Origin of the sequence: uncultured Methanobrevibacter sp., assembly GCF_946184425.1 — an archaeon.
Taxonomy (GTDB): Archaea; Methanobacteriota; Methanobacteria; order Methanobacteriales; family Methanobacteriaceae; genus Methanocatella.
Genome location: NZ_CAMHFP010000006.1, coordinates 25,133 through 40,592 on the forward strand (window position 1 = coordinate 25,133; position 15,460 = coordinate 40,592).

A 15,460-nucleotide genomic window follows, 5' to 3' on the forward strand; every position below is an offset into this window, starting at 1 on the left:
GTATTAATTAGGATAAAATTTTATATAAAATTTAACTTAAATAATATATTTATGAAAGCTCAAAAGGTTTTGACACAAGGAATAGTTCAAGGTGTAGGATTTAGACCATATGTATATAGACTAGCAGCTGAGTTAAATCTTAAAGGATATGTTAGAAACCTTGGAAATGTTGTTGAAATCATTATTGAAGGCGAAAATACCGAATTATTTATCAAAAGATTACCTGAAGAACTACCCCCAATAGCTAAAATAGATTCCATAATCGTGGAAGATATTGAAATTAATAACTATTCCGACTTTGAAATCATTGAAAGTGGGGATTCATACTCTGGAATTAGTGTTATTCCACCAGACATTGCAATTTGTGATAAATGCCTTGAGGAAATAAGAAATCCTAATGACAGACGTTACAAATATCCGTTCAATGCATGCACTGATTGTGGTCCCCGTTTTACAGTTATTGAAAGCGTACCTTATGATAGAATAAGGACATCCATGGATGAATTTCCTTTATGTGATGATTGTATTATAGAATACAGAGAGCCATTAAACAGAAGATATCACGGAGAGGCAATTTGCTGCAGTGAATGTGGACCCCAAATGGCATTTTATGATGGATTGAATAAAGTTAATTGTGAAAATCCGATTAAAATGGGTGCAGACATATTGGAAAAAGGAAAAATTTTAGCAATAAAAGGAATTGGAGGGACACACCTAGTTGTTGATGCATACAATGACAAAGCAATAAAAGAACTGAGAAATCGTTTGAACCGACCTAACCAGGCTTTCGCAGTTATGAGCAAAGACTTGGAATCTGTTCAAAGGTATGCCCAATTATCAACTAAAGAAATTGATACAATTACATCAAACAAACGTCCTATTGTTATTTTAAAGAAAAATGACAATTATCCGTTTCCCGAATCATTATCTCCCGGACTCCACAATATCGGGGTGATGCTTCCTTACTCACCTATGCACTATTTGCTTTTTGATGAAAGCAATATTGACACTTTTGTTATGACTTCCGCAAATACTCCTGGCGAGCCAATGATGATTAAAAATGAAGACATCATCAACGGAGTTAATGATTATTCACTGGTTCATAATCGGCAAATCTTAAACAGATGTGACGATTCAGTTATCAGATTTAGGAATAATGAATTATCATTCATTAGACGTTCCAGAGGATATACTCCAGAACCATATAAAATAAATTATGAAGTAAATGACTTGAATGTTTTAGCATTAGGTCCAGAACTTGATGTGACATTTTCCATTGCGAAGGACAATATTGTTTATCCATCACAGCATATAGGAAACACCAACAAGCCAAAGACATTAGAATTCCTAAAAGAAGCTATAAAGAACATGCAGAGAATTACTAAAATCAATGAATTTGATACAATTGCTTGTGATATGCATCCTCATTTTTTTACAACACGCCTAGCATATGATTTAGCTGAAAAATATGGTGCGGAAGTTATACCCATTCAACATCACCATGCACACTCCATTGCACTTGCAAATGATAGTGCAATAAATAAAATGATTGTCATTGCTGCTGATGGCGTAGGCTATGGAAGTGACGGCACCAGTTGGGGAGGAGAAATTCTCTACACTGATGTGAAAAGCTTTGAAAGATTAGGCCATCTTGAAAGCCAACTTATGCCCGGAGGAGATATGGCAACCAAATATCCGGCAAGAATGCTTGCAAGCATATTAAAAGATGAAGAATTGATTAAAAATTATTCCAATCATTTCAAATATGGTGAAATCGAAATTAAAAATATTTTCAAACAACTGAAAGCTGGAATTAATGTCGGCAAAACTACAAGTACAGGAAGAGTTCTTGATTCAATGGCAGTTGCACTTGAAGTTTGTGATGAAAGAACATATGAAGGAGAATGTTCCATGAAACTTGAATCTTGCGCTTATTACTCCACAAATGATATTGAAATTCCTTATACTATTGAAAATAACATCTTAAATACAACTGAAATTTTAAGGGAAGTTGTAAATTTATATCAAAATGGAGGGAAAAAAGCGGATGTTGCCCGTGCAGGTCAAATTGCAATAGCTAAGGGATTAAGTGAAATTGCAATTAATGCAGCAGATTCTAAAAAAGTTGAAAGTATTGGTGCAACTGGAGGAGTATTTTACAATGAGGCCATTACAGATACTGTTAAAAAATACATTGAAAATAATGGCTATAACTTTATACAACATAAAAACACTTGCGCCGGAGACGGATCAGTATCCCTTGGACAGGCAATAATTGCTAAAAAAAAGTAAAAGAAATTGTTTGAAGATAATTCAAACAATCATATTAATGACCACACAACACTTATCTATTTCTAATGGTTCTTTCAAGAATATATTCTGCTCTTTCCAGAAGATTGCCATATAGTCTTATTTGATTTTTTAACTCATCAATAGCTTCGAGTTGTCCAGCATCAATTCTTTTTTCAATATCTAAAAGTTTTGACCATTCGTCACCTGATGGAAGCTGTAATGTATTTAACATGTCATCAGTCAGATTTACATCAAAAGTATTCCTATTAATGGTAATATGAATATTTACTTCATTTTGTAAATCATAGTATTTACGTGGGCGTCCCCTTAAAATCTTTTTATAAGAAGAATTTAAGATACCAATATCTTCCATAGCACGTAAATGCTCAATAATTGCTTTTTGACCAATATCGAGCTCATTAGATATTTCACTAACAAACATAGGTTCTTCTCTTAAAAGGTTTATAATATCCCTTCTAGTTTTACAACCCATTACATCAAGTATATCTTCCTTATCAATCTCTCCTAATTGGTCGTTATAGTTTCCTCTAATTTCTATGTGGCCATTAGAAGAATTGACATTTCCATGATATTTATCATTTTTATTAATGTCATTACTATTACTCATGAATATACATTATATAATACACTATATTTAAAGTATTGTATTTTTATTACCCATTGTAAGAAAAAAGTCAAAAAAACGAAAACTTTATATAACCTTTGGTAACTATAATATAATAAGAGAAAGATAACTTTTTGTTACTTTAATATTTTGGTTCAGAAAAACTTAAAGTAATAACTCTGATTAGATGAACCATTTTCCTATATGTCCATAAATTCCCAAAACCAATGTTAAAGTACTTAAAGAATACTATTCTCGATAGAGAGTTATTACACAAGTTTTTCAAAAAACTTGAAAAGGGTGCACGTATGACTGATGAAAATAAAAGCGAAACTGAAGTTGAAACTCAAGATATTCAAGAAAAATATTACGAACTTCTTGAAGAGTTAGCTCTAAAAGATGAAGAGATAACCCAACTTAAAGAAGATCTTGAAAAACAAGAAAACGAAACTCAAGAATACATCGCACTATCTCAAAGACTTCAAGCAGATTTCGAAAATTTCAAAAAAATTACTGACAAACAGAATAAAGAAATTATCAAATTCGCTAATGAGAACATCATAAAAGAATTCCTTGATTGTTATGAAGATTTTGGTAGAGCTTTAGAAATTGAAAACGATAAAGACTTGCAAGAAGGAGTAGAACTCATCTACAATAAATTTAAAGACATTTTGACAAAAGAAGGAGTGGAAGAAATTCCTGCAAAAGGTGAAAAATTTGACTTGAACAAGCATGAAGCATTGATGGTTCAAAAGTCAGATGATGTCGAAAACGGATATGTAATAGATGAATTGATGAAAGGATACATGTACAAAGATAAAGTCCTTAAATACTCTAAAGTTATAGTCTGTAAAAAATAATATTCAAGTTTATTAAATTATTTATAAAAAAAATATAGGTGATAATTATGTCTGATGCTAAAAAAGAAAAAATTATTGGTATTGATTTAGGAACAAGTAACTCCGCAGCATCTGTACTTGTGGGAGGTAAACCAACTACAATCCCATCTGCAGAAGGTGCAAGTCAATATGGAAAATCTTTCCCAAGTTATGTTGCATTTACTGAAGATGGTCAAATGTTAGTAGGGGAACCTGCAAGAAGGCAAGCAGTAACCAACCCCGAAAATACTATAAGTGCAATCAAAAGAAGTATGGGTACCGACCACAAAGTAACTGTAAACGGAAAACAATACTCTCCACAAGAAATTTCCGCATTTATCTTACAAAAAATTAAAAAAGATGCAGAATCATTTTTAGGAGAACCTATCGAAAAAGCAGTTATTACCGTGCCTGCTTACTTTGACGACAACCAAAGGACTGCAACAAAAGATGCAGGAACTATTGCAGGATTAGATGTTGTAAGACTTGTTAATGAACCAACTGCAGCAAGCCTAGCATACGGTCTTGATAAAGCTGATGAAGATGACATGAACATTATGGTATACGATTTAGGAGGAGGTACCTTAGACGTAACCATCATGGAATTCGGTGGAGGAGTATTTGAAGTAAGAGCAACCAGTGGGGACACCCAACTCGGTGGTACTGATATGGATAATGTATTAATCAAATACTTAGCAGACCAATTCAAAGCTCAAGAAGGTATAGATTTAATGGATAATGATCAAGCAGTACAAAGATTAAGAGAAGCTGCTGAAAAAGCTAAAATTGAATTGTCCACCACCACAACTACTGAAGTTAACTTACCATTCATCGCAATGGGAACTGATGGAACTCCTAAAAACTTAATTGACACAATCAGTAGAGCAAAATTAGAAGAACTCGTTGACCACATTGTTGAAAAATCTGGTAAACCAATGCAACAAGCATTAGATGATGCAAAAATGAACAAATCAGATATCGATAAAATCATCCTTGTTGGTGGACCTACCAGAATGCCAATTGTACAAAAATATGTTGAAAAATTCATAGGAAAACCTGTTGAACGTGGTATCGACCCAATGGAATGTGTATCCATGGGTGCTGCTATTCAAGGAGGAGTATTAGCTGGAGAAATTAAAGACATCGTTCTTTTAGATGTAACTCCATTATCTTTAGGTATTGAAACCTTAGGTGGAGTATCCACTACATTAATTGAAAGGAACACTACTATTCCTACCAAGAAAAGCCAAGTCTTTTCCACAGCTGCAGATAACCAACCATCTGTAGACATCAATGTATTGCAAGGGGAAAGAAAAATGGCAGCAGACAATACTTCACTTGGACGTTTCCAACTTGTAGGAATCCCACCTGCACCAAGAGGTGTTCCACAAATTGAAGTTACTTTCGATATCGATGCAAATGGTATTATTAATGTAACTGCTAAAGATAAAGGAACAGGTAAAGAACAAGCTATTACAATTACCTCATCAACCAAATTATCCGATGAAGAAATCGAACAAAAAATCAAAGAAGCAGAAATGAATGCTGAAGCTGATGCAAAAAGACAAGAAGAAATTGAAATCAGAAACAATGCAGACTCATTAATTTACACTTCAGAAAAAACCTTAGATGAACTCAAAGATCAAGTATCTGAAGATGAAAAATCTAAAGTCGAAGGACTTATAGCTGAATTAAGAGAACTTATAGCCGGCGATGACGTTGATGCCATTAAAGCAAAGTCTGATGAATTATCCAATGTAATTCAAGAAATTGGTGCTAAAATTTATCAACAAGCACAAGCTGAAGCTCAAGCACAACAAGCTCAACAAGAAGCTGCTGGAGATTCACAAACTGGTGCTAAAGACAATGATGACACAATTGATGCAGACTATGAAGTAAAAGACTAGAATTAATAATAATGTTTTATTAGTTGTTAGGAAATACAATAAAAATCAGAATCAGAATCAAACAATAAACTAACAATAGATAAAACTATTATTTTTTCTATCTATTTTTTTAAAATTATTATACTAAGGTGAATAAATGGCAGACAAGCGAGATTATTATGAAGTTCTTGGAGTAGATAAATCTGCAGATGAAAAGACAATTAAAAAAGCTTATCGTAAATTAGCCCGAAAATACCACCCTGATGTTTGTGATGAGCCAGATGCTGAAGATAAATTCAAAGAAGTAAGTGAAGCATACGCTGTCTTGTCTGATGATGAAAAACGTCAAAGATACGATCAATTTGGTCATGCTGGAATGGACGGATTTACTGCAGAAGATTTCTATCAGAATGTTAACTTTGAAGACATATTCCAAGGATTCGATATTGGAAACATATTCGAAATGTTCGGTTTTGGTGGAGGAAGTCGTTCACGTGGCGGAAGAGCTGGTCCACAAAGAGGTTCAGATATATATACTGAAGTCCCAATTACTTTAGAAGAAGCATTTAACGGATGCGATAAAGAAATTAAGATTACAAGAAGTGAACTTTGTCCAACCTGTCATGGATCTAAATCCAAACCAGGTGTTGAACCCGAAACCTGTAAAACATGTGGCGGAACAGGACAAATCAAAGAAGTCAGTAACACAATATTAGGTCAAATGGTTAATGTTAGACCATGTAGGGAATGTGGCGGAACAGGTAAAATCATTACCGAACCCTGTGAAGACTGTCACGGTAAAGGTAGCAAAAGAAAAACCAAAACAATTAAAATTGAAATTCCAGAAGGAGTCAATGAAGGTAACCACCTAAGAGTTTCCGGTGAAGGAAACTGTGGTGAAGCAGCAGGCCTTGAAGGAGATTTGATTGTTACTGTACATATTAAAAATAATAAGCAATTTGCTCGTGAAGGAGACCATTTATACTTCGAACAGCAAATTAGTTTCCCACAGGCAACATTAGGAGATTTAATAAGCATTCCAACAATTGAGGGAAAAGAAGTTGAATTCAAAATCCCTGCAGGAACACAAAGTGGAACTGTGTTCAAATTAAGAGGACAAGGAATGACTTCATACAGACATTCAGGCAGAGGTAACATGTATGTTACTGTAACAGTAGTTGTCCCTAAAAAATTAAACTCCAAACAGAAAAAATTACTCCGTGAATTTGCTGAAGTTAGCGGAGATGAAATTAAACATGTTGAAAAAGGTCTCTTTGACAGAGTCAAAGATGCTATGAAATAAGTTAGCTATTTTTGCTAATTTATTTTCCCACCATTTACTTAATTCCAGATATTATTAAAACCACACCAACATGATTTATTGTAAAATAATTATATGTAATGTAATTTTTTTAATATGTAACTTAAAAAAATACTATTTTTAATCAACCAATATAGATAAACAATAATTGTTTTGCTAAAAATTAACATTACAAAAATAGGTAACAAAACATTTGAAATTTTATAGGTATTTAATTGGAAATTCGATTAATTAAAAATAAGGTATAGAAATTGAAATCATTTAAATTAATCAATGCAATTATTAAAATACATCAACTCAAAAAAACAACAAAACTAATCCACAATATCTACATGAAAAAATAAAAAAAAGTATAGAGATTAAAAATCTCTATTATATAGCTCTAATTTTGACAGCTCTTAAAGATGGATTATAGTAACCATTTCCTGCAAATTTGACCAAAGCAGTGAAAGTTCCTTTTTTAGCTAATTTGGTAATTTTGAAAATAGCTTTACCGTTTGCTTTTGTAACAGCAACATATGTTTTACCATTAACTCTTAAAGTAACTTTAGCTTTCTTAATAACTTTATTTTTATTGTCTTTTAAAGTCATTACATAATATTTGACTTTAGCTCTGACTTTGTAAACTTTATTTACAGCAATTACTTTGGTTGCTTGTTTAGTGATTTTAATAGTTGCAGTAGAAGTACTGCCTACGTAATTATTATCACCAGCGAATTTAATAGTTAATTTTTGTGTTCCGACTTTGGATACTGAAAGTTTATATTTAATTACACCCAATTCATCTGTAACATAAGTACTGGTTTTACCATTGAATGTAATTGAAACTGTTTTATTTGCCAACCAGTTATCATTAGTATCTAATAATACTATTTTATAATATGATCCTGTTTTAATTGCAGTTAATAAAACGGTAGAAGATGCAGCAGATTTAATGACTGTTCCGGAAGCTTCCACATTTATTGGAGTGGTGATTTGTTTAGGACCGTACTTGTCATCACCTTCAAATGAAGTTTCAGCAACATAATAACCTGCATCTAAATCCAGAACAAATGCAGCATATCCATTCGCATCAGTAGTTTCATTATAAACATTTCCGTTAACTTTAGTGAAAATAGTCATGTTAGCAAGAGGATCACCATTTTCATCCATTGCCATTACAACATATAAAACACCATTTACATACTCAGTATATACTTTTGGAGCTGCTAAGATTATTTTATAACTTGGAGTATTTCTAGAAACAGTTGCATTATCAGATCCTATAACGGAAGCACCAGCTACAGCTTTTTTAGCTGCTAAGTAATTATCTTTTACAGTAGCATTATTTCCACTTAAGTCCGCAGCATAATCACCAGTGGTTTGAACATTGTTGTTTGTAATAGTAGCATTTCCTTTAAGTACTTTAATACCAGTAGTGTCAGTGCCGAAATTATCCCAAATTGATTCATTACCCACATTAGAAGCCATTGAAGAAATTTTGTTGTTGTCAATAATTACATTGTCTAAATATGCACCAATACCAATAGTGTGATTACCTTTGATTTCAATGCCGTTATCTTGAACTAAAGCATCATTACCACCGAGTTCCACACCTACAACATAATATGCATCAGCAACCATATCATTTCCAGTAACATTAACTGAAACAGGTTGATTGTTCATTCCGGAATAAATTGGATAAGCAGAATTAACCGCATTGGTAATAATGCCGTTATTGGATATTACACCGGTAGCCGGACCTTCGATATCAACACCATTTGCATAATAATTTGAAACCATTGAAATGTTATTGGAGTCAATTATAAAGTTATCACCGGTTAATTTAATACCATAAATATATTTATTTCCAGATCCAGTAATACTGTTACCTTTAACAGCAGCATTTTTGGAGTTGAGAACATCTACAGCATAAATAGTATCATAGAAACCAATAATTTCACCATATTTTAAATCAATTTTGTTGTTTTCGAATTTTAAATTATCAGAAGAATCAATTACGATACCTTCACTGATAACTGTACTTGACCAATCAGCAGCATAAACAACATCTGCAGCAGGAATAGTTATATCTAAAGTATTGTCTGATATTACAACACCATTAGCATCTCCTGAATTTGTAATACGAATAGCATTTGTGATTACATTACCATTAGTTTTTCCGTTAAATGTTATATTGTTATTAGTAATGTACAAATCATCCATATCATCCGCTAAAATAGCATAATTGCTATAATTACCGACAACATCAACATCGATTACATTGTCAGTTACATTAATGTTTCCGCCTTGAAGTAAGTTAATACCAGTGGAAGTAGAAGATATATCATTATTTTTGATTAAAGCATTACCTTTGACACTAATACCAATACTGTCAGGATGAACAAGTGAATCCCCAGTAGATGCATTACCAACATTAGAACCAGCACTTACAACTACATTATTATCAATAACTGCTTCATCAACAGCATTTAATGCCATACCAGTAGTATGATTACCAGTCAAACTAATTAAATTGCCAGAAATAACTGGATTATTTGCAACAACTTCCATACCACATGCAGCATAAGCGTTAAGATAAATAAAATTATCATAATAGCTTACATCATCAATAGCGCCAGAATATTGGTAAGAATAAACACCATAAGCACTATTTTGTGAAGCAACATCAATTACATTATTACTTACGTTACCTTCAGATGAAGGTCCTTCAACATCTATTCCAGCAGCATAATTATTATCAGATGAAAGAATGACTTTGTTATCATTGATTTTGAAATTGTTTGCAGCTAAAAAGATTCCATAGATATAAGAATGACCGTTTGCTTCAATCATATTATCTGAAATTTCAACATTATCACAGACATTAGGATAAATAATATCATAATCATCTGTAAATTGGAAGTTAGCATTACCAACGCTTAACACATGAATTGTATCATATGCTCCAACAGCACTTGTGTATTCGAGAGTTAAATTATTTCCTTTGAAAGTTAAATTTTCACAACCATTGAATACAGCACCCTGAGTGTAAGCTAATGAATTGTAATTTGAATCATAACCCACAGCTGAAGAAGGCATTTTAATATCGAATACATTTCCTTCAACTAAAATATTTGAAGATTTTTTAGATCCATCATTTTCAACGCGAATAGCATTGTTAAAGCTAGAACCAGTAGTATTTCCAACATAATAAACAACATTGTTTAAAAATTTAAAGTTGTCAACATTATTTGCATAAATTGCCATCGCATTTTTATTTTCTAAGTATTTATAATCAATTACACTGTTGGAAATCACTGCATTAGACACATCGTCTAATGAAATTGCATAAATATCTTTAGTTTGTATTAATTTAAAACCATCGACTGTCACATTATCTGCATAAACATTAATAGCTAAATCAGTTAATGTAACATCATTACCAGTCAATTTAATAGGTTTTCCAATAGTTAATTGAGTGAAATTTAAACCTGAAAACTCGCCTTCAAAAATTAATTCATCAGAAGTGACATTTTCCATTAATCTACCGTCACTATCAAAATAGTTATTAATTGTAGAATTTGTTACAACACTGCTTTGTGAAACAACAGTGCTATTTTCTTCAACTACACTATCTTCTCCGACAGTTAAAACATCCTTATTAATAGTTATTTCATCATTCACTTCAGAAATAGTTGCATTATCATCACTTGCAGCAAAAGCAACACTTGCTGATAATAAAACTATTGAAAGTAATATTAATGAAATAAATATACTCTTCCCTTTAATAGTTCCACCTCATTTAATTAATATAAAATAAAGAATAGTCCAATAAAATTTAATAAAATACTGACTACAATAAAAAATAGTAATTAATAATATTTAAAATTTAATAAATAAAACTTGAAAAAAAAGTAAAATAAAGGTTAAACCTTTATTTTTTAACAGTAATTGTATTATATACTTTACATCCGCCATAAGTTGAGAGTACGGCAGATTTACCAACTTTCAAATTTTTAATGGATATTATCGCAACTCCATATTTATTGGTTTTTGCAATATAAGCCTTACCATTAACTTTAAAAATGATTCTTTGATTTTTTAATATTTTACCATACTTATTAACCAATTTAGCTGAAAATTTAATAATTTTCGCTTTTTTCACAATCATATTCTTAGTAATGACAGTTGGTTTAAATAGTATTTTACTTGAAACCTTATCCCCATTATATTGGGCTGTTAATGTGTAAATACCCGGATTCAATTTAAAAGATTTTAAAACATAACCGTATTTATTTGTTTTAACGGAATAGGTTTTACCATTGACTTTAATGGACACAACTTTGCCGGCACCTACATATTTTCCATCAGCCCCTATAATACGAAGTTTATATGTTATTGCATTGCCATAATAAACAACATAATTTTTATTGCCAATTATTGCAGGCATTACATTAACTTTAACAGTATTTTTAGATGAATAAAAGTCTTCATCCCCTGCAAATGATGCATAAACAGTGTATGAACCTCTTGATAAAGTTGGTAAAATAACTTGACCCAATTTATTAGTGGTTAAATTATAATCTGCATTACCAATCATCAATCGAAGTTTTTTATTTGCTAAAACAGACCCGTTTTGATCTTTTAATATAGCTAAAACTCCTTTAGGATATACTTTTGAATTAATTAAAATGCTTGTAGAAATAAGGTTATAAGCATTTAACTTGGAAGTAGCATTTGCTGATTCAAATTCATAATTACCATTTACATCAGCACTGATAGTAGGATTTTCACCATATATCTGAGGAATTTCCGCATTTAATACGGCCAAACCATTTTCATCACTTGTTGCTTTTCCCAAATATGCAGGATATCCGTCATCAATTACAGTAAACTCAACTACCATACCGCTTACAGGATTTCCTAAAATATCCTTAATAATTGCGCTGAATTGAGCACTTCTTGCAATAGGACCGGTTACATCATCAATGACAATTATCAAATTACCTTTCAAAATAGATAGGCTGGATTCAAATTCTGTGACCTTATAATTATCCTTAGTGACTTTTGCAGAAATTAGATAATCTGCAGGACTGTCTTTAAATTCATAATCGAATTTAGCAATTCCATTATTAATAACAGAAGATCCAACTTTTTCTCCCATTAAACTGAATTCCACAATTGCACCTTCCATATTCTTATCAGAAGTTGTGAAAGTGAAAGTTCCATTTTCAAGATATTTTATCACAATTGCATCGAATTTTCCAGTAACCAAGTTTGCATAATTATCAGATACCACATTATTTGCTGTACTGTTGACAGCATCATTTCCAGTACCGTTTGCGGAATATAAATAATTATTGGAAATATTATTATCTTTTGCGTCGTTATCAATGATAATTGCGTATCCTTTTAAAGTAGTTATGTTATTGTCTACAATAGAGTTGTTAGTTGAATATGACCTGAGGTATATTCCCGCATCCCCACCTTCAATGGTGTCAAAATTCTTAAAACCAACATTATCCCCAGCGATATTTAGGAATATGCAGTTTAAGTTAATTTCGTTATTGTCAGAATTGGAAATTACAAAACCGTAAGCCTGTTTTGTTATAACATCAAAACTATTATTTTTTATGATATTGTTATCTGAATCAAATGCCTCAAGCCCATATACAAGATCTGAATTTAATGTGAATGAATTATATTTAATATCTGATTTTTGAGACATTTCCAGGTTAATACCATAGGATATTTCGCTTGATTTTGCATCAATAACATTTCCAGTGATTATAGTATTCTCTGAAGAAGAACCAATAATCAATCCTTCGACACAATAACTTCCTTCTACAGCAATATTATTATTGATAAATTGATTATTTTCAGCACCCTGACCTTCAGGAGCATACATTGTTGTGTAATAACCTAATACACCCATTCCATAAATATAATTATCATTACCCCAAACATAAACTTCATTGTCTGAAAATACATTATTATGACTGTTGTAATATAAATCGATACCTACAATGGAATTTGTTGAATTGAACGTGGAATAAGTCTGATTTAATTTTGAGGTTACACGAACTTTATTTTGTGAAACAACATTTTCTGAAGAATAAACAATCAAAATACCATAAGTTCTGTATACTTCTTTTAAAACATGACTTCCTAAGTTTGAACTGCCGTCCGGACATACACTGTTTCCATCAGCACAAACAGAACTTCCATCGGTGCAGACAGTGCTTCCGTCAGTACACACAGAATTACCATCAGTACAAACAGTACTTCCGTCAGTACACACAGAATTACCATCAGTACAAACAGTACTTCCGTCAGTACACACAGAATTACCATCAGTACAAACAGTACTTCCGTCAGTGCAGACAGTATTTCCTTCTAAGCAATGTTGATTTTCAAATGTATAAACTTGTCCGGTACCATTTGTGAAAATAACATTATTAATAAATCTGCAGTCGGTTACAGTGTGCGCAAGAATTGTATATGTTAAATAATTACCTTCAGAAGATAAAGTGTTATTTATTACATCAACTTCATTGGATTCAACTACATAAATCGCATAAGCAGCATTAGGGTCATAAACATCAATTGTACAATTTAAAATTGTAACACCAGTAACCTGATAAACTAAAACACCCCACGCATTAATTCTTTCAGCACGATTATTCTTAATATTTAAGTTTTCAATCCAAACACCATCTGAAGATACTCTGAATGTGGTGTTATAAAATGTAGGATTATCACCTGTGATTTTTATAGCTTTATTTACATAGATAAATTTATTTGAAAATTCTCCTGAAAAACTTAATATATCCCCATCATCAACTGCTGAAGTTAAACCACCATTTTCATCAATATAATCCCCATAATTAGATGGAGTAATCATGTAGGTTTTTCCTTTAAAGTTATAAGCATGTTTAGAAGGATCAAATTCTCCTTCAGGAGTTAGAATTCTTGAATTTTTATTTGAAATTTTATTTTTTTCAATAGTCCATGCAGTGGATGCATTTACATCTTTTGCATTTATAGAATATTGATTATTTGTAGAAATTACGTTGTTGATTATTGTTATATTTCCTGACATTCTTTTAGAACTAATCTTTTGAATCAAAACACCAATCCCTGATTGACTAGTTATATCATTATCTATTATGGATAAGTTAAATAACTGAGAATTAGAAGTTGAAATAGCATGGCCAGTAGTTGTGATAACAGTATTATTTTTAATCATGACATGTGAACCCTGAGGTTTTATTCCAACACCGCTAAGTAAGACCTGCACATAGTTATCTTCAACAACACATCTGTCAGAAACAGATATTCCAGCACCAGTAGAAATGATTTTTGCTCCAGTTATAATATTATTTTTAACTAGGGAATTAAGTGATGCAGCAATAGCACCTTCACCACCAGATTCAACTCCAACATGATTAAAATCAGCACCAGTAACATTAATAATCTGATTATTGGTAACAATTGCATTGACACCAGCAGAAATACCTAAATATGCACCTATAATCTTATTGGAATCAATAGTGTTATTCCTACCCATTACTTGAATACCATATGCCCATGAGGTAGGCAACACATTGTATTTTATAGTGTTATTATAAATTACATTAAATTTGGAGTCACCTCCTTTTAAAGGACCTCCGGCAAAACTGGATAAATAAATAGCATCCGCATCATCACAGTCAATATCATTGCTAGCTATATAATTATAATGAGCACCACTAATAATTAACGGCGGGGTAGACCTAGTTCCATGACCATAAGTCTGTCCGTAAGTTGTTAACTTATTATATGTAATGTTGTTATAATTAGCATCATTTGCAATACAAATTGGATAAGAAGATGCTCCAGTATTTTTAATTGTACATCCTGTAATCAGACAGTTGCTTGCACCGTTTAAAAATATACCATAATTATAAATTACAGTATTTGCAATATTCAAATTGGATAAATTACTACCAGATGCACCTGAATTTAAAGTAAATACACAGTTTTTAAGATTTGAATTACTTCCCACCACATTTATGGGCTTTTCAAAAGTAAAATTCTTTTTATTGAATGTACCTTCAATTGTAATGGTATCCCCATCCTTTACGGAAGAAGATATTAACTTACCTGCACTATTAAAGTAAGTGTTATAATTTTCTTCATTTACAGTATGTGAAGTTTCGGTTAAAACTTCATCATTTATCGTATCAGCAGATGCAATATTATCTGAGATACTTAACTCATCAGTAGCTTCATTGCTAATACCAACTGTTTCATTAAAATCATCGGTTGCATTAACTGCACCGATGGTGATTAATAATAGCAATAAAACTAATAAAAAATTAATTTTTTTAACCATAATATACCTCAATCACATTAAATTCAATTGTATTTATAAAAATTATTAAACAAAAATTGAAAAATAATCTAATATATTGTTATATATGAAATTAAAGTA

At 31.6% G+C, this 15,460-nt stretch carries 7 protein-coding genes; 4 read left to right on the top strand and 3 right to left on the bottom strand.

Annotation, left to right across the window (positions count from 1 at the left end):
• Positions 1-51: 51 nt before the first annotated feature.
• Entirely contained in the window at positions 52-2,292 is a 2,241-nt protein-coding gene (gene hypF, locus Q0P94_RS02045; RefSeq protein ID WP_295113259.1) for a carbamoyltransferase HypF, read from the top strand.
• Positions 2,293-2,344: 52 nt separating this feature from the next.
• Here hypF and Q0P94_RS02050 read toward each other — a convergent pair whose 3' ends face one another.
• Positions 2,345-2,920 carry an ArsR family transcriptional regulator gene (locus tag Q0P94_RS02050; protein ID WP_295113262.1) on the bottom strand — a complete coding sequence of 192 codons (576 nt, stop codon included), beginning with the start codon at positions 2,918-2,920 and terminating at the stop codon, positions 2,345-2,347.
• 305 nt (positions 2,921-3,225) lie between these two features.
• Here Q0P94_RS02050 and grpE point away from each other — a divergent pair, with 305 nt between their 5' ends.
• The 3 genes from grpE to dnaJ all read left to right on the top strand — a co-directional run bounded on the left by grpE (position 3,226) and on the right by dnaJ (position 6,984).
• On the top strand, positions 3,226-3,777 hold the full coding sequence (gene grpE, locus Q0P94_RS02055) for a nucleotide exchange factor GrpE (RefSeq protein ID WP_295113265.1): 552 nt from the start codon (positions 3,226-3,228) through the stop codon (positions 3,775-3,777).
• Positions 3,778-3,824: 47 nt separating this feature from the next.
• A complete protein-coding gene (dnaK, locus tag Q0P94_RS02060; protein ID WP_295113267.1) occupies positions 3,825-5,702 on the top strand; it encodes a molecular chaperone DnaK in 1,878 nt (625 codons plus the stop codon).
• 136 nt (positions 5,703-5,838) lie between these two features.
• Positions 5,839-6,984, top strand: coding sequence for a molecular chaperone DnaJ (gene dnaJ, locus Q0P94_RS02065; protein ID WP_295113270.1), 1,146 nt, complete (start codon positions 5,839-5,841; stop codon positions 6,982-6,984).
• A gap of 390 nt (positions 6,985-7,374) precedes the next feature.
• Here dnaJ and Q0P94_RS02070 read toward each other — a convergent pair whose 3' ends face one another.
• Both Q0P94_RS02070 and Q0P94_RS02075 read right to left on the bottom strand, forming a co-directional pair.
• Complete coding sequence (locus Q0P94_RS02070; RefSeq protein ID WP_295113273.1) at positions 7,375-10,668, bottom strand: Ig-like domain-containing protein; 3,294 nt, start codon at positions 10,666-10,668, stop codon at positions 7,375-7,377.
• A 250-nt stretch (positions 10,669-10,918) separates the two neighbouring features.
• Positions 10,919-15,361 (bottom strand): right-handed parallel beta-helix repeat-containing protein, encoded by a 4,443-nt coding sequence (locus Q0P94_RS02075; protein WP_295113276.1) that lies wholly within the window; start codon positions 15,359-15,361, stop codon positions 10,919-10,921.
• Between the last annotated feature and the right edge of the window lie 99 nt (positions 15,362-15,460).